Origin of the sequence: Nocardioides sp. Root140, assembly GCF_001426745.1 — a bacterium.
In the GTDB taxonomy this organism is placed as follows: Bacteria; Actinomycetota; Actinomycetes; order Propionibacteriales; family Nocardioidaceae; genus Nocardioides.
On record NZ_LMFI01000010.1, the window covers coordinates 582,168 to 603,165 of the forward strand.

16 protein-coding genes are annotated in these 20,998 nt (G+C 70.2%); 11 read left to right on the forward strand and 5 right to left on the reverse strand.

Annotated features, from left to right (window positions below):
• Window positions 1-186: 186 nt before the first annotated feature.
• The 5 genes from ASD30_RS13185 (at window position 187) to ASD30_RS13205 (ending at window position 5,365) form a co-directional block, all read left to right on the forward strand.
• Window positions 187-963 carry a DUF2182 domain-containing protein gene (locus ASD30_RS13185; protein ID WP_056681984.1) on the forward strand — a complete coding sequence of 259 codons (777 nt, stop codon included), beginning with the start codon at window positions 187-189 and terminating at the stop codon, window positions 961-963.
• A 19-nt stretch (window positions 964-982) separates the two neighbouring features.
• Window positions 983-1,612, forward strand: a complete 630-nt coding sequence (locus ASD30_RS13190; protein ID WP_056681987.1) for a DUF1326 domain-containing protein — start codon at window positions 983-985, stop codon at window positions 1,610-1,612.
• A gap of 228 nt (window positions 1,613-1,840) precedes the next feature.
• Window positions 1,841-2,635: an SDR family NAD(P)-dependent oxidoreductase gene (locus tag ASD30_RS13195; RefSeq protein ID WP_056681991.1), complete on the forward strand. Its 795-nt coding sequence runs from the start codon at window positions 1,841-1,843 to the stop codon at window positions 2,633-2,635.
• A 73-nt stretch (window positions 2,636-2,708) separates the two neighbouring features.
• Window positions 2,709-3,836 (forward strand): DUF5938 domain-containing protein, encoded by a 1,128-nt coding sequence (locus ASD30_RS13200; RefSeq protein WP_056681994.1) that lies wholly within the window; start codon window positions 2,709-2,711, stop codon window positions 3,834-3,836.
• Window positions 3,836-5,365 carry an acyl-CoA synthetase gene (locus ASD30_RS13205; RefSeq protein WP_056681995.1) on the forward strand — a complete coding sequence of 510 codons (1,530 nt, stop codon included), beginning with the start codon at window positions 3,836-3,838 and terminating at the stop codon, window positions 5,363-5,365. Before ASD30_RS13200 ends, ASD30_RS13205 begins: the two co-directional genes overlap by 1 nt.
• Window positions 5,366-5,393: 28 nt before the next feature.
• On the opposite strand, the gene ASD30_RS13210 is transcribed toward ASD30_RS13205, so the two are convergent.
• Entirely contained in the window at window positions 5,394-6,077 is a 684-nt protein-coding gene (locus ASD30_RS13210; RefSeq protein ID WP_056681998.1) for a DUF2848 domain-containing protein, read from the reverse strand.
• A gap of 100 nt (window positions 6,078-6,177) precedes the next feature.
• Between ASD30_RS13210 and ASD30_RS13215 the strand changes: the two genes are divergently transcribed.
• Window positions 6,178-7,536 carry an MFS transporter gene (locus tag ASD30_RS13215; RefSeq protein WP_056682001.1) on the forward strand — a complete coding sequence of 453 codons (1,359 nt, stop codon included), beginning with the start codon at window positions 6,178-6,180 and terminating at the stop codon, window positions 7,534-7,536.
• Window positions 7,537-7,542: 6 nt separating this feature from the next.
• On the opposite strand, the gene ASD30_RS13220 is transcribed toward ASD30_RS13215, so the two are convergent.
• On the reverse strand, window positions 7,543-8,190 hold the full coding sequence (locus tag ASD30_RS13220; RefSeq protein ID WP_056684933.1) for a GntR family transcriptional regulator: 648 nt from the start codon (window positions 8,188-8,190) through the stop codon (window positions 7,543-7,545).
• A 53-nt stretch (window positions 8,191-8,243) separates the two neighbouring features.
• Here ASD30_RS13220 and ASD30_RS13225 point away from each other — a divergent pair, with 53 nt between their 5' ends.
• Entirely contained in the window at window positions 8,244-9,029 is a 786-nt protein-coding gene (locus ASD30_RS13225; RefSeq protein WP_056682004.1) for a carbon-nitrogen hydrolase family protein, read from the forward strand.
• Between the two features lie 258 nt (window positions 9,030-9,287).
• Here the strand turns inward: ASD30_RS13225 and ASD30_RS13230 are convergent, their stop codons facing one another.
• Complete coding sequence (locus ASD30_RS13230; RefSeq protein ID WP_056682008.1) at window positions 9,288-12,980, reverse strand: S8 family serine peptidase; 3,693 nt, start codon at window positions 12,978-12,980, stop codon at window positions 9,288-9,290.
• Window positions 12,981-13,061: 81 nt separating this feature from the next.
• Between ASD30_RS13230 and ASD30_RS13235 the strand changes: the two genes are divergently transcribed.
• The 3 genes from ASD30_RS13235 to ASD30_RS13245 all read left to right on the forward strand — a co-directional run bounded on the left by ASD30_RS13235 (window position 13,062) and on the right by ASD30_RS13245 (window position 15,077).
• Window positions 13,062-14,099 carry a helix-turn-helix domain-containing protein gene (locus tag ASD30_RS13235; protein ID WP_056682011.1) on the forward strand — a complete coding sequence of 346 codons (1,038 nt, stop codon included), beginning with the start codon at window positions 13,062-13,064 and terminating at the stop codon, window positions 14,097-14,099.
• A gap of 64 nt (window positions 14,100-14,163) precedes the next feature.
• Window positions 14,164-14,442, forward strand: coding sequence for an acylphosphatase (locus ASD30_RS13240; protein WP_056682014.1), 279 nt, complete (start codon window positions 14,164-14,166; stop codon window positions 14,440-14,442).
• A gap of 209 nt (window positions 14,443-14,651) precedes the next feature.
• A complete protein-coding gene (locus ASD30_RS13245) occupies window positions 14,652-15,077 on the forward strand; it encodes a hypothetical protein (protein WP_056682017.1) in 426 nt (141 codons plus the stop codon).
• A 58-nt stretch (window positions 15,078-15,135) separates the two neighbouring features.
• Here the strand turns inward: ASD30_RS13245 and ASD30_RS13250 are convergent, their stop codons facing one another.
• Together ASD30_RS13250 and ASD30_RS13255 are read right to left on the reverse strand one after the other, a co-directional pair.
• A complete protein-coding gene (locus ASD30_RS13250) occupies window positions 15,136-18,438 on the reverse strand; it encodes a DEAD/DEAH box helicase (protein WP_056682020.1) in 3,303 nt (1,100 codons plus the stop codon).
• Window positions 18,439-18,567: 129 nt separating this feature from the next.
• Complete coding sequence (locus ASD30_RS13255) at window positions 18,568-18,861, reverse strand: Uma2 family endonuclease (protein WP_056682023.1); 294 nt, start codon at window positions 18,859-18,861, stop codon at window positions 18,568-18,570.
• A gap of 42 nt (window positions 18,862-18,903) precedes the next feature.
• Between ASD30_RS13255 and ASD30_RS13260 the strand changes: the two genes are divergently transcribed.
• On the forward strand, window positions 18,904-20,985 hold the full coding sequence (locus ASD30_RS13260) for an elongation factor G-like protein EF-G2 (protein WP_056682026.1): 2,082 nt from the start codon (window positions 18,904-18,906) through the stop codon (window positions 20,983-20,985).
• Window positions 20,986-20,998 lie beyond the last annotated feature (13 nt).

A 20,998-nucleotide genomic window follows, 5' to 3' on the forward strand; every position in this document is an offset into this window, starting at 1 on the left:
CCAGGTTCTCCACACTCGATCCACAGCCTCCGACGCGCACGTCGACCCGTCAAATGCCCCGGCCGGGCTATGGAGTCCGGAACCGTGTCGGCGTAGGTTGCAAAGCGAGCCTTGCGCCGACAACAGCACGTCCGACCGCACGTCCAATCGCCCTCTCGGGGAGCCCTCAGCAGGGACTGCCGAGAGATGAGCCACCTCAGATCGAGCACCCCTCGCATCAGCGGCGAGATCCTGACGCTGACCTTGGTCGCCTGCGCCGCGGCCGCATGGTGGCTGACGTCGATGCTCTCGGCCGACATGACCAGCGACATGAGCAGCGACATGAGCGGCGAGATGGGCGACACCAAGACCGTCATGGCCCTCGGCCCGTTCCTGGTCGCGTGGACGTTGATGATGGCGGCGATGATGCTGCCGGCGGTCACCCCGGTGGTTCGGCTCTACCAGCGGGCAGCCGCCGCGGGAAAGGTCGCGCCGACGGGATGGTTCGTCACTGCCTACCTCATTGTGTGGGCGCTCACGGGGCTGCCAGCGTACCTGCTGTGGCGGGAGCTGGCGATGCCTCTCCAGGACGGCGAGGGATGGGCGCGCCGGCTGGCCGGCGCCACCTTGGTGTTCGCCGGCGCCTACCAGCTCACTCCGTTGAAGCGGGCCTGCCTGCGGCACTGTCGCTCCCCGATGTCCTACTTCATGCGGCTTCGCGGATCGCTCGAGCGACCCGGCGGGGCATTCCGCGCCGGATTGCTGCACGCGGGCTACTGCTGCGGGTGCTGTGTCGCCCTGATGCTCGTGCTCGTCGCGACGGCTGCCATGAACCCGTGGTGGGCCGTGTTGATCGCCGTCGGCGTCTTCGTCGAACGCAACCTTCGATGGGGAGCCACGTTCGCCACCTGGCTCGGGGTGGCCCTGCTGGGCCTCGGAACAGCCGTCGTGCTGAGCCCGACCCTGCTGTCCGATCTGATCTGAAGAAGAAGGAAGGCACACCATGACAACCACCGAAGCAGGGCCCACGACGCGCTGGAACCTGTCTGGCGTCGGCTACGAATACTGCAACTGCAACCCCGGCTGCACCTGCAACTTCAGCGGCTTCCCGTCGTCCTCCGACGGCAGCTGCAAGGCGCTCGTCGCCAACGTCATCCGCGAGGGCCGGTGTGGGGACGTCGACCTCGCCGGAGTCTCCGCGGTCGCGATCATCGACTGGCCGCACGCCATCCACGACGGCAACGGACGTGCGGTCTTCGTGGTGGCGCCCGAGACCACCGACGACCAGATCGGGGCCCTGAGCCAGATCTACACCGGTGCACTCGGCGGTATGCCGTGGGAGATCCTCGGGACGACGTACGACGTGGTCGGGCTGGTCAAGTCTCAGATCAACATCACCGAGGCCGGCATCGACTCCGCCGTGGAGATCGAGGGGGTCGGCCGCGCCGAGGGACGGTCGATGCGGAACCCGGTGACCGACGAGCCGCACGAGGCCCACATCACCCTGCCCGACGGCTTCATCTGGACCGACGGCAACTGCGGAGTCGGCTCTTTCAACGCCTCTGCCGAGGGCGTCTCCCTCGACTTCTCCGACACCAACTGGATCCACTACGACTTCAGCTGGAGCAACTGACGCACCGGCCATCAGGTCACCCGTCACGCCACGGTCACTGTGATGGGCGACCTTCCCGCGCGCGCCCACATCCAGACCGACGGGCGAGCGCTCCTGGCTGGACCGGGGGCCGGACGACGACCAAATGGGGGAAATCCTGACCTCTCTCCGCGAAACTCTTGACAGTTGTCAAGAGAATGAGGAGCGTGTGACCTGAGCCACACCACCCCTCTCGCGAAGGAGCAACAGATGAGCGTGTTCGACCTGACCGGGCGCACAGCCCTGGTGACCGGAGGTGCCCAGGGACTCGGCGAGGGCATGGCGCAGGCGCTCGCGGCAGCGGGCGCGAAGGTGATGATCGGCGACCTCCAGGAGGAGTCCGGCCAAGCGGTGGCCAAGGCACTCGGCGACGGGCACGGCTTCGTCCGGCTCGACGTGACCGACGAGGCCAGCTGGGAGGCGGCGGTCGCCGAGACCGTCTCGACGCTCGACGGGCTCGACATCCTGGTCAACAACGCGGGCATCGAGATCACCAGCCTGATCACCGAGCTCGACCCCGACGCCGTACGCCGCATGCTCGAGGTCAACGTGCTCGGCACCGCCCTCGGCCTCAAGCACGGGCTGCGCACCATGCGTCCCGGCGGCGCGGCCGGCAACGGCGGCAGCATCATCAACATCTCGTCCGTCGCGGCGACCATCGCCTTCCCGGGCATCTCGGTCTACTCCGCGACGAAGTCCGCGGTCGACCGGCTCACCCGGGTGGCCGCGATGGAGGCCGGCAAGCTCGGCGCCGGCGTACGCGTCAACTGCATCTACCCCGGCCTCGTGCCCACCGCAATGGGTGCCGGACTGGCCAACGACGTCGCAGCGCTGGGCCTCTTCGGCTCGCCGGAAGAAGCAGTGGGCGCGGTCATCGAGCTCACCCCCGCCGGTCGCCTCGGCGAGGTCGGCGACATGGCCGACGCCGTCGTCTTCCTCGCCTCCGACGCTGCCCGCTTCGTCACCGGGGCCGGCCTGCCGGTCGACGGCGGCATGGGCATGTGACAGCGCCCATCACCCACTGCCCTCTCACCCAGCTCCCTCCCCCTCCCGAAAGCACGTCCCGAAAGGCATCCCCATGAGTGACAAGCCCGTCATCGTCTACGGCGCATCCGGCTACACCGGCCGACTCGTCTGCGAGTACCTCCGCGAGTACAACGTCCCCTTCGTCGCCGCCGGCCGCAGCCAGGACAAGCTCGAGTCGTCAATGGGCAGCAACGTCGCCGGCATCGAGACCGCCGACTACGAGGTGCAGACCGTCGACCACGACGTCGAGTCGCTGACCAAGCTCTTCCAGGGCGCGCAGGTCGTGCTCAACACGGTCGGCCCGTTCAGCGTCCACGGCCCCGAGGTGGTCGAGGCCAGCCTGGCTGCCGGCGTCCACTACACCGACACCACAGGCGAGCAGGACTGGCTGATCACCTGCGAAGAGCAGTACGGCGCCGACTTCGCCGCCGCCGGTCTCCTGCTCTCCCCCGGCCTCGCCCAGATGTACACCACCGGCGAGATCGCCGCCCAGCTCTGCCTCGAGACGCCCGGGCTCGACACCCTCGACATCGCGGTCTTCTGGGGTGGCAGCCCGACGATCGCCTCGACCCGCACGATCCTGGTCAACGCCGCCACGTCCGCGGCGCACTACCTCGAGCAGAACCAGTACGTCGCCTTCGATCCCGGCCAGGGCCTCGTGCCGCTCGTCGTACCGGGCCAGCACGAGCTCGCCCTCTCCCTACCCTGGGGCGGTACGTCGCACCCGGTGTGGTTCAAGCGCGATCCGCGGGTGGCCAACGTGAAGGCGCAGGGCGGCGTCTTCAACGCGGCGCTGATGAACGGCGTACCCCAGATCGTCGCGGCCGCCCTCGAGGCCACCAAGGACATGAACGACGCCGACCGCGACGCCGCGCTGACCGCGACCGCCGCCCAGGTGATGAACGAGATGCCGCCGCGCGAGAACCCGCGGGTCAACAAGTCCCTCGACTCCGTGCACGCCTCCGGGCCGTTGGGTCGCGCGCACTGCGTGATCCACGGCAACAGCAACTACAAGCAGACCGGGCTGCTGCAGGCGTACGCCGCGTACTCCCTGCTGCAGACCCCGCCGAAGCAGGTCGGGTTCGCCTCGGGCTGCCAGGCGTTCGGCCACCGCGAGCTGCTCGGCGTCCTCCGCTCCTTCGGCCTGGTCGCGGAGCCACAGCTGACGGTCCTGCGCTGATGCGACTGGTGGACTACCTCGACAAGGGCGCGTCGCTCGGGCCGGACCGGCCGTGCCTGACCACCGATGGCGAGTCCTTGTCGTACGCCGAGGTGCAGGGGTTGTCCGACCGGGTGGCCTCGGCGTTGTCGGCGTACGGCGTCGAGCCCGGCGACAAGGTGGCGATCCTGTCGGCCAACGACCCGATCGCGTTCACCTGCGTCTTCGGGATCAGCCGGGCCGGTGCGGTGTGGTGCCCGATCAACCCGCGCAACGAGGCCGCGGAGAACCGGGAGCTGCTCGAGCTCTTCGACTGCGTGGCCCTGGTCTTCCAGGAGTCGTTCGCGCCACTGGTCGAGGCGATCCGGCACGACCTGCCGCAGCTGAAGACCCTGGTCTGCCTCGACGGCAAGGTGCCGGGAGCCCTGTCCTGGCAGGCATTCCTGGATGCCGCCACGAGCGAACCCACCAGACCCGCCGGTGCCGACGACCTCGCGATGATCGTCGGCACCGGCGGCACCACCGGCCGCCCCAAGGGCGTGATGCTGACCGACCACAACCTCGAGACGATGACGGCACTCACGCTGATGGGCTACCCGTTCACCGGCCGACCGGTCTACCTCGCGCTGGCCCCGTTGACCCACGCCGCCGGTGTGCTCACCTTCCCGGTGCTGGCCAGCGGCGGCGAGGTGGTGATCATGCGGGCGCCCGACGTCGGCGGGTTCCTGTCCCTGGTCGAGCGGCACAGGGTGACGCACACCTTCCTGCCGCCGACCCTGATCTACATGGTGCTCGCCCACCCCGACCTCGACACGACGGACCTCTCGTCACTGGAGTGCTTCTGGTACGGCGCCGCACCGATGTCCGCGACTCGACTCGAGGAGGCGCTGACCCGGATCGGACCCGTGATGGCGCAGTTGTTCGGACAGACCGAGGCGCCGATGATGATCGCGATGATGCCGCCGGCCGACCACTTCAGACCCGACGGATCGGTGGCGACCGAGCGACTCTCCGCCGCGGGACGCCCGGCCCCGCTGGTCACCGTGGCGATCCTCGACGACTCCGGCCGCCAGCTCCGGCAGGGCGAGTCCGGCGAGATCTGCGTGCGCGGCTCGCTGGTGATGGCCGGCTACTACAAGAACCCGGACGCGACGGCCGAGGCGTCGGCGCACGGCTGGCACCACACCGGCGACATCGGCTTCGTCGACGACGAGGGCTTCCTGCACATCGTCGACCGCGCGAAGGACATGATCATCACCGGCGGGTTCAACGTCTACTCCACCGAGGTCGAGCAGGCCGTCCTCGCACACCCCGACGTACAGGACTGCGGCGTGATCGGCCTGCCCGACGAGAAGTGGGGCGAGCGGGTGGTCGCGGTCGTGCAACCCCAGCCCGGGCACACGGTCGACCCGGCCGAGCTGACCGCGTTCGTGAAGGAGCGGATCGGCAGCGTGAAGGCGCCCAAGCAGGTCGAGGTCTGGCCCGACCTGCCCCGGTCGAAGGTCGGCAAGGTGCTGAAGACCGAGATCAAGTCGACCCTCTCCCCCTGACCCGAACCGCCGGCCGAACCGGCTCGGCTCAGCCGATCGGCTGGGCCATCGCACGGACGTCGTACGCCTGTGAGATCGCGCGACCGGTGACCTCGTCGGAAAGCTCGACCTCCCAGCGCTCGGCGAACTGGTCGACGCCCTCGATCATCTGCACGGTGCCGGAGAGCAGCACGGTGCCGGGGCGGTGCAGGCCGCGGTCGCGGAGCACCTCGAGCCAGTAGTCCGGCGTGAGCAGGTCGCCGAGCGTTCCGTCCTGGATCAGGCGTCGGTCGTCACCCTCACCGACCCAGCCACGCAGACGCACGTCGTCGAGGTGGTCGGCCACGTCGGCAAGGCGCCACGCCTGGTTGCCGAGGACGTCCGGGCCGGCGTTCTTGCTCCACGCGACGCCGTGCACCTCGAGATCACGGTCGGTGTGGTCGCAGGCGACGGTGAGCAGCACGTCGTCGTCGGTGATCACCAGCGCCCACTCGGCTTCACCGGAGGTCCTGGCGTGCTGGACGTCGACCTCGCTCGCCTGCCGGGCGAGGTACGGGGAGACCGGGTAGAGCGTCGGCGTCGTCGACGGAGCCGGCACACCGAGCTCGGCGAGCTCGTCGATGTGGGCCTGCACCTTGCCCTGGTCACGCCCGGCGTACCCGGCATTGAGCAGCTGGCTGATCGTCACCTGGACGGGAGCGCGGTCGGCGACCTCAAAGGTCAGAGTGGTCATGGGGGCCTCCGGTGAGTTGGAAAAAGTTGGACTCAAGGGGTTGCGTATATGAAATGTATACAGGAAGTATGTGAGGCAGACAACACAGGAGGCTCTTCCCATGAACGACTCACCGACGACATTCCGCGCCGGAGACCTCGAGGTCGACCGGCGCTCCCTGGCCAAGGCGTACGCCGCCAGCCTGGCCGGGACGTCCCTGGAGTGGTACGACTTCGCGGTCTACTCGGCCGCAGCCGCACTGGTCTTCCCCCAGCTCTTCTTCCCGAACAACGACCCCCTGACCGGCGCCCTGCTGTCGTTCTCGACGTACGCCGTCGGCTACGTCTCGCGACCGATCGGCGGCATCGTCTTCGGCCGGCTCGGCGACAAGATCGGCCGCAAGAAGGTCCTGGTCATCACGCTGGTGCTGATCGGTGTCGCCACGTTCCTGATCGGCCTGCTGCCGACGTACACCAGCATCGGCGTGGCCGCGCCGACAATCCTCGTGCTGCTGCGCTTCGCCCAGGGCGTCGGCGTCGGCGGCGAGTGGGGCGGAGCTGTCCTCCTGTCCAGCGAGTTCGGCACCCCCGAGAAGCGAGGGCTCTGGGCCTCGGCGGCGCAGATCGGTCCCCCGGCCGGCAACCTGATGGCCAACGGCATGCTCTTCCTGCTCACCGCGATGCTCACCGAGGACCAGTTCCTGTCCTGGGGTTGGCGGGTGGCCTTCCTGATGTCGGCGGCGCTGGTCGCCTTCGGCCTGTGGATCCGCCTGAAGCTCGAGGACACCCCCATCTTCAAGGCGCTCTCCGAGAAGGAGGACCGCCCGACCGCACCCGTGAAGGAGGTCTTCACGACCGAGCTGCGGCCGCTGATCTCCGCGATCATGTCGCGCCTGGCGCCCGACATCCTCTACGCCCTGATGACGGTCTTCACGATCACCTACGGCACCACCCAGCTCGACCTCTCCAAGGGGCAGGTGCTCACCGCGGTCCTGGTCGCCTCGGGCTTCCAGCTCTTCCTGATCCCCTTCGCCGGCGCGCTCTCCGACCGCTACAACCGGCGCCTGGTCTACGGGATCGCCGCCGCCCTCGCCTCACTGTGGCCGGTGCTGTTCTTCCTCTTCATCGAGAACGGCTCCCCCGCCGCCCTGATCGCCTGCGTGGTGGTCGGACTGGGCATCCACTCGTTCATGTACGGCCCGCAGGCCGCGTTCGTGATCGAGCAGTTCTCGCCGCGCCTTCGCTACACGGGTTCGTCGCTGGCCTACACGATCGCCGGTGTCTTCGGCGGCGCACTCGCGCCGTTGGCGTTCACCTGGCTGCTCGACGTCTCCGGTGGCTGGCAGGCCCCCGCGGCGTACGTCGCCGTGGCTGGCGTCCTCACGATCATCGGCCTGCTCCTGGGCCGCAACCCCGACTTCGCCGAGGACGAGGCACTGCTCGCCGAGCCGACCCCGGCCCCGTCGCCAGCGCCGGTGTGACGGAGGTCAGGCCGAGAGCAGTGCAGCCAGGGTCTTCTCGAGATGGGCGTTGATGGCCTTGTGCGCAGCGGCAGCCTTACCGCTGCGCACGGCCTTCACGATCGCGTCGTGCTCGGTGCAGACCGAGCTGCGGCGTTCGCGCTCAGCGTCGAGGGCCGCGACTCCGACGCGCACCTGGCGTTCACGCAGTCCGTCGTACGTCCGGGAGAGCAGGGAGCTGCCGGCCGCGTCGACCAGGACCTGGTGGAACTTGCGGTCGAGGTCGATGAACTCGCGGCCGGTGCTGCCGGCGTCGGCTACGAGAGCGCGTTGCTCGTCGAGAACCGCCTGCATCACCTCGGCGGTCTCGGCCCCCGACTTGAGGGTGTCGGCCGCATGGCGCTCAATCACCCCACGCAGCTGCATCAGCTCGCGGATCTCCCGCGACGACAGGGGCGGGACGTAGCCGCCCTTCTGCGGCACCAGCTGGAGCAGCCCCTCGGACGACAGGATCAGCAGCGCCTCGCGGACCGGCGTGCGGGAGACCCCGACCTCAGTCGCGATCGCCTGCTCGTTGATGAACTGACCTTCGACGGTCGGGTCACTCAGCACCACGGTGCGCAGGTAGTCGAGGGCGCGTTCGCGGCCGGATCGTCGTTCTTCCCCAGTAGTCACGAACACAATGTATACAACAGGCGTGCAGAGTCACGCCGGAAACGGGATCTGTCATGAGAGTCGCCCTTGCCCAGGTCAGCAGCAGCGCGGACCTCGAGGCCAACCTCGCACTCATCGCCCGGACGTCAGCGCAGGCAGCACGTCAGGGAGCCGAGCTGGTCGTCTTCCCCGAGGCGATGATGCGCTCGTTCGGCAACCCGCTGCATCCGGTCGCGGAGGGCCTCGACGGGCCGTGGGCGGAGCGGGTGCGGGAGATCGCTGCAGAGCACGGCGTCACCGTGGTCGCCGGCATGTTCACGCCCGCCGACGGCGAACGGGTCCGCAACACGTTGCTGGTCACTGGGCCCGACGTCGAGGCGTCGTACGACAAGGTCCACCTCTTCGACGCCTTCGGCTTCGCCGAGTCCGACTCCGTCGCACCCGGCTCCTCCCCCGTCGTCGTCAAGATCGCGGGAGCGACGATCGGGCTGGCCACCTGCTACGACGTACGGTTCCCGGGCCTGTTCACCGAGCTGGCCCGCCAGGGTGCGCAGGCAGTCGTGATCTGCGCGTCCTGGGGAGCCGGTGACGGCAAGGTCGAGCAGTGGCAGCTGCTCACCAGCGCGCGGGCGCTGGACTCGACGAGCTTCGTGGTGGCCGTCGACCAGGCGCTGCCGGCCGACGCCGACCCGGGCTCCACCGCGCCGACCGGGATCGGGCACAGTGCCGTCGTCTCACCTTGGGGCACGGTCGTCGACGAGCTCGGTGCGGAGCCGGGGCTGCTCGTGGTGGACCTCGACCTCGCCGAGGTGGACCGCGCCCGGGCTGCGATTCCGGTGCTGGCCAACGCCCGCTGGTAGCCACTCGGGCCCGGGCGATCGAGGGGTCGTGTCGACAACTACGGCAGTTCGTCGTACGACGACCGCTGCTCACGCTCCGTCGAGCCGCAACGGGCCCGAACTGCCGTAGTTGTCGACAGTCTTCGCCGGCGCGGGCCGCACACGACGACAGTGCGCGCCGCACACCAGGCCGTTGCGCAAGCCCGCAGCGCACCAGTCGCAGCGACGGCCGACGCCACACCCCCCAGGGTGGACGCCGGCCGTCGACCGGGAGCGGGATCAGCGAACGATCACCGCGCGGATCACCTCCTGGTCGATGCCGTTGCCGGCGTCGTCCGTGGCGGTGATGCGGAAGGACGCGAAGTCGGCCCTTTTCGGCACGTTCAGCGTCCCGGTCCAGGAACCGCCCGAGCCCTTCAGCTTGACGGGCGACCAGGTCGCTCCGTCGTCGTAGGAGACCTTCAACGTGGCCGCGTCGACCTTGCCGGCGCCCTCGACGTCGTCGAGGTGGAACGCCTCGATGCCGATTGCGCGACGACCCGACTTCACCGCGCCCTGCAGGTCGGTGTCGAGCAGGTAGTCGGCCTGCACCAGCGGCAGGTACGTCCAGCCTTCGGTGTCACCGGTGCGGGCCCGGAAGTCCCAGGCCGTGGTGGTGCGAGTGGAGGTCGTCCACGTCTCACCCGAGCGGGCGGTCTCCATCTCGAACCGGTAGTCGGCCCAGTCCGCGGTGGTGGGCACCGTGGTCTGGATCGCCTGGAACGGGCTGGTGTCGACTTCCTCGCCGTTCTGCAACAGCGTGGTCTGCACCGTCGAGTCGTCCTCCATACTCCCGGTGTAGCCCTGGCTCCCGCTGCTCGTCGTCGGCACGTTCACCGCGAAGAAGTCACCGGAGCGTCGCGGGTGCCAGTAGCCCTCGCCGACCCGCGGCCGGGCCACCGGGTCGAACCAGGACGCCGTGACCCGTGCGCCCGGCCGGTAGCTGAGCCGGTTGCCGCGCAGGCCCCAACCGGCCGGGTGCTGGGCGGAGGTGTACCACTCGGTGCCCTTCTCCGTGGAGACGTAGTCGACGCGGGTGGTGCCCAGGTGGACCGGCTCGCCCACCTGCAGGCAGGGCGGCCAGTTCCACGAACGGCAGTCCGCCCGGGAGTCGAACGCGAGGGTGCCCTTCGGGCCGACGAACCTGTTCGTCACCGTGGCGAGGTCGCTCAGGGCGGGTGCGTAGGACAGGTCCTCGGGGATCGCACCGCCGTACGCCTTGACCAGGTCGTAGAGGTACGGCGGAGCCTCGGTGCCGGTCACGTCGATCCGCACCTTGCGGCCACGGTCGAGTGCCGCGATGAGCGGTCGGCCCTCGGCGGCGGTCAGGGTGACCACCGGCAGGTCGGTGCCGCCGGCCCACTCCCAGACCTCGCCGGGCCGGTCGTTGACCAGCACCAGCATCCGGGCGCCGGCATCCTGCGCGGCCTGCGCACGGGTGGCCGGGTCGACCGTGTCGTCACGGGTGACCAGGACGGCCTTGCCGCGCGCGTCGATGCCGGCATAGTCGGCGGGGGTTCCGCTGCCGACGTGCACCGCGGAGAGCTTGGCCGTGCCGTCCCAACGCTTCGCGGTCGGATGCACGAGCGGGTGCAGGGGCGCGCCGTCCACCGTCATCGACAGCAGCGGGGCGGTCTTGCGCCAGCGGGTGAGGAACTCGTACTCCCCGCCGGCGACCTGGCCGGTGGGTGCGGCGTACACGTCGTCGACGTTGCCGGGCACGTCGTACTGGTTGACGAACGAGGCGTACTGGCCACCGATCCCGGAGTCGTGGAAGTAGCCCGGACGCCGGTAGGTGTCGACGCTCTCCTTCGGGGTGCGCGCGGTGAGGGGGTTTGCGTCACGTGCGTCGAGGGTGAGCTGGGTGTCGCCCCCGATGACCAGGTGCGGGTTGCCGACCAGCGCCACACCCTCGTCGCCGTCCACCGGCAGCCAGCTGGTGACGGTGTAGACGCCGGGCAGGAGCCGCTGTGACGCGACCGTGCCGGTGGCCGGGTCGATGGCGAGCGTGCTGACGAACTGGTCGCCGTAGCGGTAGAGCGTGACGTATCCGCCGGCCGGATCTCCCGAGCGGTCGACCGCGTTCACGTCGAGGTTGTAGCGCTCTTCCTCCTTGACCAGGCCGACCGCGGTCTGGGCCACCTGCTCGCCGGCGAGGCTCGCGGTGACCGTTCCGGAGTAGTTCTTGCCGCCGGCACCGAGGTTCGGCGTTGCCGTCACGGTCACCTCTGCGGTGCCCTTCGCGGGCACGGTGACCTGCGCGGCGGAGAGAGTGACCAGGCCCTCGGGCGCCGCGGCCAGGTCCTGGTCCGTGACATGTGCGGCGAGGTCGAGGGTGACCACGGTGTCCCCGAGGTTGGTGTAGGTGATCGTGCGGGTGGCCGGGGCGTCGTCGCCGTGTGGCCAGGCGTAGTAGCCGAGCTCGCGCGTGGCGGTGGCGACGATGTCGCCGAAGACCGCGGCCGGCACGTCGAGTCGACCGCCGCCGACCTGGTACGCCGTCTCGCCCTCGAGCGGCTTCGCGGTGCTGACCAGCGCGTCCTTGAGCTGGGCAGCGGTCCAGTCGGGGTGCTCCTGAACGAGCAGTGCTGCGGCACCGGCGACGTGCGGGGTCGCCATCGACGTGCCGCTGATCGACTTGTAGGAACCGGTGCCGGAGGTCTTCGCCGCGCGGGCGGCGAGGATGTCGACGCCGGGTGCGACGATCTCGGGCTTGACGACGGCGTCGCCCAGGCGCGGGCCCATGTCCTGGAAGTAGGCGCGCTCGTCCTGGTTGTCGACGGCGCCGACGGTCAGTGCGGACTCGGCCGCGCCGGGCGAACCGATGCCGCTGACCCGCCCGTAGTTGCCGGCCGCGATCACGAACAGGGCGCCGGTGCTCTCGCTGAGCTCGTCGACGGCCAGGGCCATCGGGTCGGTGCCGTCGCTGGGCTCGGTGCTGCCCAGGCTCATGCTGACGACGTCGGCGTTGGCGGCGCCCCACTCCATCCCCTCGATGATCCAGGAGGCGGCGCCGGAGCCGGAGTCGCTGAGCACCTTGCCGACCGCGAGGTCGGCCTCGGGGGCCACGCCCTTCTCCGTGCCGCCGGCTGCAGCTCCGGTGCCGGCGACGGTCGAGGCCACATGGGTCCCGTGACCGTTGACGTCCTCGACGGTCTCGCCGGGGACGAAGCTCCTGGTCGTGGCGATCTGGCCGGCGAAGTCGGGGTGCGTCTCGTCGATGCCCGTGTCGAGCACCGCGACGGTGACACCCTCGCCCTTGCGGCCCTGGGCCCAGGCCTCGGGGGCTCCGATCTGCTCCACGCTCTCGACCAGGCTGGCCTCGACCTTCTCATCGAGGTGGATCTTCGCGATGCCGGCGGCGAACTGGCCGGACGGCCCGGACCGCGCCTGCGAGGCGGTGACGCCGTCCCAGAACTTCTCGGCCTTCGACTTGCTGGCGGCCATGGCCGCGCCGTGGATGCTCTCCAGCGCAGGCCCGCGGTCGGCGTACTTCGGGGTGGCCGGCTGGCTGCGCAGGCCGGCGCGGTACTGCACGATCAGCGGGATCTTCGTGACCGAGGCGTCGTCGTAGCCCTGCTCGATCAGGTCGGTCACGTTGAACAGGTCCGCGTCGAGCCGGCCGGAGGCGAGGAACGGCAGCGCCTCGTCGGGCACGACGTGCAGGTCCTTGCCGACCGACTGGATCTGGATGCCGCCGGTGTTGCCGGGTGCCCGCCGGACCGAGGCGGTGCCCGGTCCCTGGCCCGTGTCGGTGACGGTGACGACGTCGCCGGTGATCAACGTGACGACGTGGGAGCTGCCGGTGGCGGTGGCCGGTGCGCCAGGAGTCGGGGCTGGTTCGTCGGCGTACGACGGGGCCGTGGTCAGCAGTGCGGTGGCGACCACCGTGGCGGTGAGACCGCCGACTGCCGAGCGAGTGGATCTGGACATGGTGTGCCCTTCCGAGTGGGACTGTGGGGTAGGCATGAACATGCCACGGTGGAGTACCGTGCGCCATGGCGGAGAAGTGCCATGACGCGTGCCCGCCAGCAGCTCCCCGGTTCCGCCCACTCCATCGGAGGCACGATGCTCGACGTGCTCGGACTCAACGCGATCGAAGAAGGCGCCTATCGCCGACTGGTGGAACTGCCGTCGGGGTCGGCGGAGGCGCTGGCCGCTGCCATGGGCACCGAGGTCGCGCCGCTGATCGAGGCGCTCGACTCCCTGGAGCACAAGGGCCTGGTGGCCCGGTCGACCTCCGCGCAGGGCCACTTCGTCGCGTCTCCCCCGGACCTGGCCATCGGGTCGCTGATCGTGCAGCGGCAGGAGGACATCCGGCGCGCGAAGCTCGAGCTCGGGGCGCTCACCGAGCAGTACCGCGGCAGCATCGCGGACCGCACCGACACCGACGTGATCGACGTCGTGCGTGGCGAGCAGGCGGTCGCCCAGCGCTTCGCCCAGCTGCAGCGGGGTGCCAGCGAGGAGGTGCTGGCGTTGGTGAAGTCGACCGTGGCCGTCGTGTCCGCGGAGGAGAACGTCGACGAGGAGGTGGCCCTGTCGCGAGGCGTGACGTATCGCGTGGTCGTGGAGCGGGTGGCCTTCGAGAAGCCCGGCTTCCTCGACCTCGTCGCCGAGTCCGCCCGAGCCGGCGAGCTCATCCGCGTCACCGACACCCTCCCCCTGCGCCTGGTCGTCGCGGATCGCCAGCTCGCGTTGCTGCCCCTCGCGCCGACAGCCACCAACAGTGGCGGTGGTGCCCTGCTGGTCCACCGCAGCGGACTGCTCGACGCACTCCTGCACCTCTTCGACCTGGTCTGGGGCAGCGCGAACGAAGTGATGCCCACCGACGCCGGCATCGAGGAGCTCGCCTCGTCACGCATCGACGAGGTCGACGCGCGCATCCTCACCCTGCTGCTGGCCGGGCTGACCGACCAGGCGATCGGCGGGCAGCTCGGCATCTCGCTGCGCACCGTGCAACGACGCGTCCACCAGCTGATGGACCGGGCTCAGGTGGTGACCCGGTTCCAGCTCGGCCACGAGGCCTGCCGACGGGGCTGGGTGGGAGTCTGAGCCGCCACTGGCCACACGGTGCCCGCTGGTGGCCGAGCCGCTCGCCGCGCGGCACGATGGAGACATGGCTGTCGAGCGCTACGCCCGCGACGTCGTCGTGCACGGGCGCGTCCAGGGAGTGTTCTTCCGCGCGACCTGCCAGCAGGAGGCGATCGCCCGCGGCGTCACGGGCTGGGTGAGCAACGAGTACGACGGCACGGTGCGGGCCCACGTCGAGGGAACGACTGCCTCCGTGGCAGCGATGGTCCGCTGGCTCAGCACCGGGCCCAGGCGGGCGATCGTGGAGCGGATCGAGGTCACCGAGGCGACGCCGACCGGCGCAGCCGGGTTCGAGGTCCGCTGAGGGCGTTGCTCAATCAGCCGGCCGCGACGCCATCTTGGGGTAGGCAGGTGGTCTAGTCAGATCGCCCCGATTGTCAGTGCCGACGCGGACAGTGAAGACCGTCCGCAGCATCCATGACAACGGGGGTTGAAATGAACCAGCACCACACGCCGTACGGCGCACCAGGGCCAGCCGACCAGAGCGCTTCGACCAGGAGGCGAGGCCGCGCTGTGCTGGCATTCGTCGTCGCGTCGGCCATTGTCGGCGGCGGTGTTGGCGCCGCGCTCGTCCTCGACGACAAGACGCATGCCGGGTCGCCCACGGACGGAAAGGACGGGTCCGTCCTGGGTGTCGCCGCGACGCAGACGGACCTCGAGTCCGCCTATGAGGCCTGCTCGAACGCCGATGAATCCGAGACGTTGACCCTCGCCGACGAGGGGATGTCCCTGATCGTCGCCACCGAGAGCGAGTACGGACCCGTGGCAGGGCTGGCCTGCATCCTGCTCGAGCTGGACACCTCGGAGGCGGTTGTTGCCTCCATGGACAGCACCACGGCCATGATGGGAGTTCAGGAGGCCGACGACGGTTCGATCCATTACCAGTGGTCCTACCACCCCGACAACGGCATCAACATGGTGATCACCGACGTCGAGTGACGCAAGGGCTGGCCAGCGAGCCCTCGCGGGCTGGTGAACACCGGCGGCGCCACAGACCTCAGTCGTCGAAGAGGGACCTGACGTCGTCGGCGTCGATGCCCTTGCCCATCGCGGCGTCCCCCTCGAAGACCGAGGCGAAGAGCGCGGCCTTGCGCTCCTTGAGCTCCATCACCTTCTCCTCGATGGTGCCCGTCGCGACCAGCCGGTAGACCATCACCGGCCGCCGTTGCCCGATGCGGTGTGCCCGGTCGACGGCCTGCGCCTCGCTGGCCGGGTTCCACCACGGGTCGAGGACGAAGACGTAGTCGGCCTCGGTCAGGGTGAGGCCGACGCCGCCGGCCTTGAGGCTGATCAGGAACGCGTCGGCGTCACCCTCCTTGAAGCCGTCGATCTCGGCGCGCCGGTCACGCGTCGCGCCGTCGAGGTAGCGGGTGGTGATGCCCTGCTCCTCGAGCCGGGCGCGGGCGCGCTTGAGGAACCCGGTGAACTGGCTGAACACCAGGGCGCGGTGGCCCTCGGCGGCGACCTCGACGAGGTGCTCGACCAGCGCATCGAGCTTGGCCGACCCGACCTCCTCGTGCTCGGGGTCGACCAGTGCGGCGTCGAGGCTGAGCTGGCGCAGCTTGGTGAGCGAGCTGAAGATCGCCACCCGGTTGCGGTCGAAGTCGTCGACCAGCCCGAGGATCGCCTGTCGTTCGCGCTGCAGGTGGGTGTCATAGATGCGCTGGTGCTTCGCGCCGAGCGCCACCTCGAGCACCTGCTCCTGCTTGGCCGGCAGGTCGGCTGCGACGAGGTCCTTGGTGCGCCGCAGGATGAACGGGCGGATCCGGGTGCGGAACCGGTCGAGCGCCTGCTGGTCGCCGTCCTTCTCGACCGGCTTGACCACCAGGTCGGTGAACCGCCGCGGCCACGGGTAGAGGCCGGGCGCCACCACCGACAGCAGGGCCCACAGCTCCATCAACCTGTTCTCGAACGGGGTGCCGGTCACCGCGAGCCGGAACGGCACGTCGAGCTTGCGGACCGCTTGGTAGGTCTTGCCCTGGTGGTTCTTGATCGCCTGGGCCTCGTCGAGGACCAGGCCGCCCCACGGCAGGGCGGCGTACCCCTCGGCCTCGAGACGGAACAGCGTGTAGGAGGTGACCACCAGGTCGGCACCGGCCACCGCATCGGCCAGGGTGCAGCCGCGTCGTGCCGCCGAGGCGTCGATGATGCGTACGTCGAGACCGGGCGTGTGCGTGGCGGCTTCGTGGGCCCAGGCCGTCATCACGCTGGTGGGTGCGACGACGAGGAAGGGTGCGACACCGGAGGCCCGCGCATGGCCGATCAGGGCGAGGGTCTGCAGTGTCTTGCCGAGGCCCATGTCGTCGGCGAGGATGCCGCCCAGCCCGGACTGCCACAGCTGCACGAGCCAGCGGAACCCGTCGCGCTGATAGCTGCGCAGCTCACTCTTGAGCCCGATCGGCTCGACGTCGGGCAGCCCCTCGAGCCGGGTGAGCGCCTTCGCCGCGGCCACCCACTGCTCGGCCTGCGCGTCAACGATGCCGATCTCTGCCAGCTCGGCCCACAGGCCCAGGTCGTGACGGCCGACGCGGACGCCGTCCGACTCCTTGTCCTGGATCTCGGCGGCCGCGGCGACCAGCTTCGCCAGCCGCTCGAACTCGGGACGGTCGAGCGAGATGTGCAGCCCGGTGGGGAGGATCAGGCGCTCCTTGCCGGCGGTGAGCGCGGCCAGCACGAACGGCAGCGGGACCTGCTCGCCGTCGACCTGGATCACCACCTCGAGGTCGAGCCAGTCGGTGTGATCGGGGTCGGACTCGCTCCCCGGCTCGGGTTCGGTCAGCGCGAACTCGATCTCCGGCTCGCCGACGGCCTCGCGGTAGTCGGGTCGCGCTCCCACCTCGACGATCTCGACCTGGCCGCCCGCGCGCAGCGCCGGCAGCGCTGCCTCGGCGAACATCAGCACCCACAGGTCGTCGAGCACCTGCCGGGCAGCCAGCGCGCCGTCGGGCCCGCGCAGCAGGTTTCCAGAAACCTCGTCGAGGGTCAGGTCGTCGAGCACGCGGGCCTCGGCACCCGGTCGGCGTACGGCGCGGGCCGGGTCGGGGCTGTCGAGGTCGAAGACCCACTCCTCGTCGTGGCGGCGGTAGACCCAGCTCCAGTGCACCGCCACCTCGGTCGCCGTACGCCAGTCGACGGTCAACCGCAGGCGCGGCGGCACCTCGTCGGGCAACGGGATCGAGCCGTCGGACGACGTGATCGGCAGGCTGTTGCGCAGCCGCGGGAGGTAGTCGCGCTCGAACGTTGCACGCTCCTTTGCCGGCACGTTGAGCAGGCCGCCGCGTTCGTGGAGGCGCTGCAATGCGTCGGGGATGCGCCGGGCCAGCGGCGCCAGCAGGAGTCGCTGCATCGGGACCTGGGCCGTGGAGTTCGGCTGGGTGGGCACAGTCAGGGCCAGGCCGTGCGGGTGTCGACCGATCAGGTGCACGGAGTCTCCGGTGACCAGCCGGTCGCCGTGCCAGACCCCGAGCGTCAGGCGGCTCCCCTGCTCGGCCCCAGTGAGGTCGCCAGCGAGGTCGCCAGTGAGATCGCCAGTGACGTCGGCGGTCAGGTCGAGCGGTTCGTCCAGCAGCTCGACCGACGAGAGCCGGCCGTGCGGGATGAACGGCACGCCGACCTCGATGGCCCGACGGAGCAGGGCCCACAGCTGCGGGCCGACGTCGCGCAGGTGGGCGCTGTCGCCGGAGACCGGGCCGATGGCGGCGGCCAGGGAGCTGAGCACGGCCACCTGCTCAGGGTCGAACTCGTCGCGGAGGTGGGCGTAGTGCAGCTGCGGCCAGCCGATGCCGGTCTTGATGAACTTCGTGCGCGCGCCCTTGCGCAGCGGACGCAGGGTGACGGCCGGCGGAAGGTGCCCGGCGTACCGGCTCCGGGACGGTCGCGGCAGGTTGAACCGCAACGCCAGCCCGGGGCGGCGCGCGGGTTCGGGCGGGGTGTCCTCGAGGTCGTCGAGCAGGGCGTCGAGGTCGCGGCGCCAGGTCGGCGTCGAGGGCAACGGTGGGACCCGGGCCACGGACTCACGGACGGCGAGGAACAGGGCGACCGCATGCTTGCAGTTGACTCCCACGAAGCAGCTGCAGTCGGACGACACCCTCGGCGAGACGGCCGGTGGCGTGATGAGCACGGCGACGGAGTAGGGACTCGCCTCGTTGCCGGCGACCCGGCCGACGATCTCGATCATCTCGCCGATCTCGTTCACCTCGAAGTCGAGCACCATGCCCTGGGCGGCATAGCTGCGGCCGCGCGCGAGGGCGCCCAGGTCGAACACCCCGGACAGGGTCACGCCGGTGATCGCGTCCAACATCTGGTGCAACGTGTGTCTCCGCTTCCCGACCCCTCGAGTCCTTCGTGGCGCCAACGGTACGGCCCCGGACCCACGTCCGCACGGCCGTCCGCCGCGCCTGTGGATGACCGCTCAGGACGGCGCGGGTCGTCAGGCGAGCAGGGCGCTCGGCACGACGGTGTCGCCGTACGGCGACTGCGCGGTCCACGACTCGTCGCCCGCGGCCGGCAGGTTCTTCTCCGTGAAGTCCTCGCGAGCGGCCACCAGCAGGTCGGGCTGCACGCCCGTGCTCTGGGTCAGCACGACGTCGAGCGGCGCCGTGAGCACTCGAAGGTGAGCCGGGCAGGCGGCACGCAGCACGGCGTACAGCTCGCCGCTGACGATCTGGTGGCGAACACTCGGCGCAGGCGTCACGAGCAGCGCTCCGTCGATGAGCTCGTCCACAGGGCCTTGTGCCCGGCACCCATCTGGAGTTTCGTGGGAGGCATGGCCGAGCGGCAGCCGCACAAGGACTCCCGACCACTGGACCCGCCCGCACCCGACCGGATCCGCAACGTCGTCCTGGTCGGGCCCTCCTCGGCGGGCAAGACCACCCTGCTGGAAGGGCTGCTGAAGGAAGCCGGTGCGATCACCCGGGTGGGCACGGTCGAGGACGGCACCACGGTCTCCGACTTCGAGGAGGGCGAGCACGAGCACGGACGTTCGATGTCGCTCGCCGTGACGCCGGTGCTGTACGACGGCGCGAAGCTCAACTTCCTCGACACCCCCGGCTACGCCGATTTCGTGGGTGAGCTGCTCGCGGGACTCCGTGCCGCCGACAGTGCACTGTTCGTCGTCGCGGCGAACGAGCAGGTCGACCGCGGCACGGTGCAGCTGTGGCGCGAGTGCGACCGGGTCGGCATGCCCCGCGCCCTCGTCGTCACCAAGCTGGACCACGCCCGCGCCGACGTGGACGCCGTCGTACGCGCGGCGCAGCAGGCCTTCGGCGACAAGGTCCTCCCGGTCCACCTCCAGAAGGGTGACCGGCTGGTCGGGCTCATCTCGGGCGACACGGACGACGACCGGGCCCAGCAGCTGCGCGGGGAGCTCATCGAGGGCGTGATCGAGGAGTCCGAGGACGAGTCGCTGATGGACCGCTACCTCGCCGGCGAGAAGATCGACGAGGACCTGCTGGTCGCCGACCTCGAGAAGGCGGTGGCCAGGGCCGCGCTCTTTCCGGTCATTCCAGTCGGCGCGACGAACAACGTCGGCCTGCGCGAGCTGCTCGACCTGTGCGTGCGTGCGTTCCCCTCCCCCGCCGAGCACCCTGCCCGCGAGGTGTTCACGCCGGCCGGCAAGAAGGCGGACGCCCTGACCTGTGACCCGTCGGCCCCACTGGTCGCCGAGGTGATCAAGACGACCAGCGACCCCTACCTGGGCCGGGTCAGCCTGATCCGGGTGTTCTCCGGATCGTTCGACGCCGACGCCGACGTGCACGTCTCCGGGCACTTCTCGTCGTTCTTCGGGTCTGCGACCAGCCACGCCGACCATGACGACGACGAGCGGATCGGAGGGCTGTCCTACCCCTTCGGCAAACAGCTGGTCACCGCCCGCAAGGTGGTGGCCGGCGACATCGCCGCGATCGGCCGGCTCACCAGCGCAGAGACCGGAGACACGCTGTCGTCCGTGGAACAGCCGCGGGTCCTCGAGCCCTGGCAGCTTCCCGAACCCCTGCTGCCGGTGGCGATCGAGGCAGCCACGAAGTCCGACGAGGACAAGCTCCCCGCGGCCCTGGCCCGGCTGGCCGCCGAGGACCCGTCGCTGAAGGTCGAGAACAACACCGAGACCCGGCAGCTGGTGCTGTGGGTGCTGGGCGAGGCGCACGCCGACGCGGCCCTCGACCGGCTGCAGAGGCGCTTCGGCGTCACCGTCGAGCAGCGTGACCTGGTCGTGCCGCTGCGTGAGGCGTTCACCGTCGCTGCCAAGGGTCACGGTCGCCACGTCAAGCAGTCCGGAGGCCACGGGCAGTACGCCATCTGCGACATCGAGGTGGAGCCGTTGCCGGAGCCTGTGGGCTTCGAGTTCGTCGACAAGGTCGTCGGGGGCGCCGTACCCCGCCAGTTCATCAGCAGCGTCGAGAAGGGCGTCCGGGCGCAGATGGAGCGCGGCGTACGCAACGGTTATCCGGTGGTGGGGCTGCGGGTGACGCTCACCGACGGGAAGTCGCACAGCGTCGACTCGTCCGACGCGGCGTTCCAGAGCGCCGGCGCGCTGGCCCTGCGTGAGGCCGCCGAGGACGGCCGGGTCGCCATGCTGGAGCCGTACGACGAGGTCTCGGTCTCGGTACCGGATGACTTCGTGGGCGCCGTGATGAGCGACCTCTCCGCACGTCACGGCCGGGTGCTGGGCACGGACAAGGTGGGCGACGACGGCACCCTGATCCGGGCACTGGTGCCGCAGCGCGAGCTGGCCCGCTACGCGATCGAGCTGCGGTCGACCACCCACGGCACCGGCAGCTTCACCCGCACCTTCGCGCACCACGAACCGATGGCCGAGGAGCACGCCCGCGACGTCACACCCCGCACGTGAGGGTCGCTGCGCC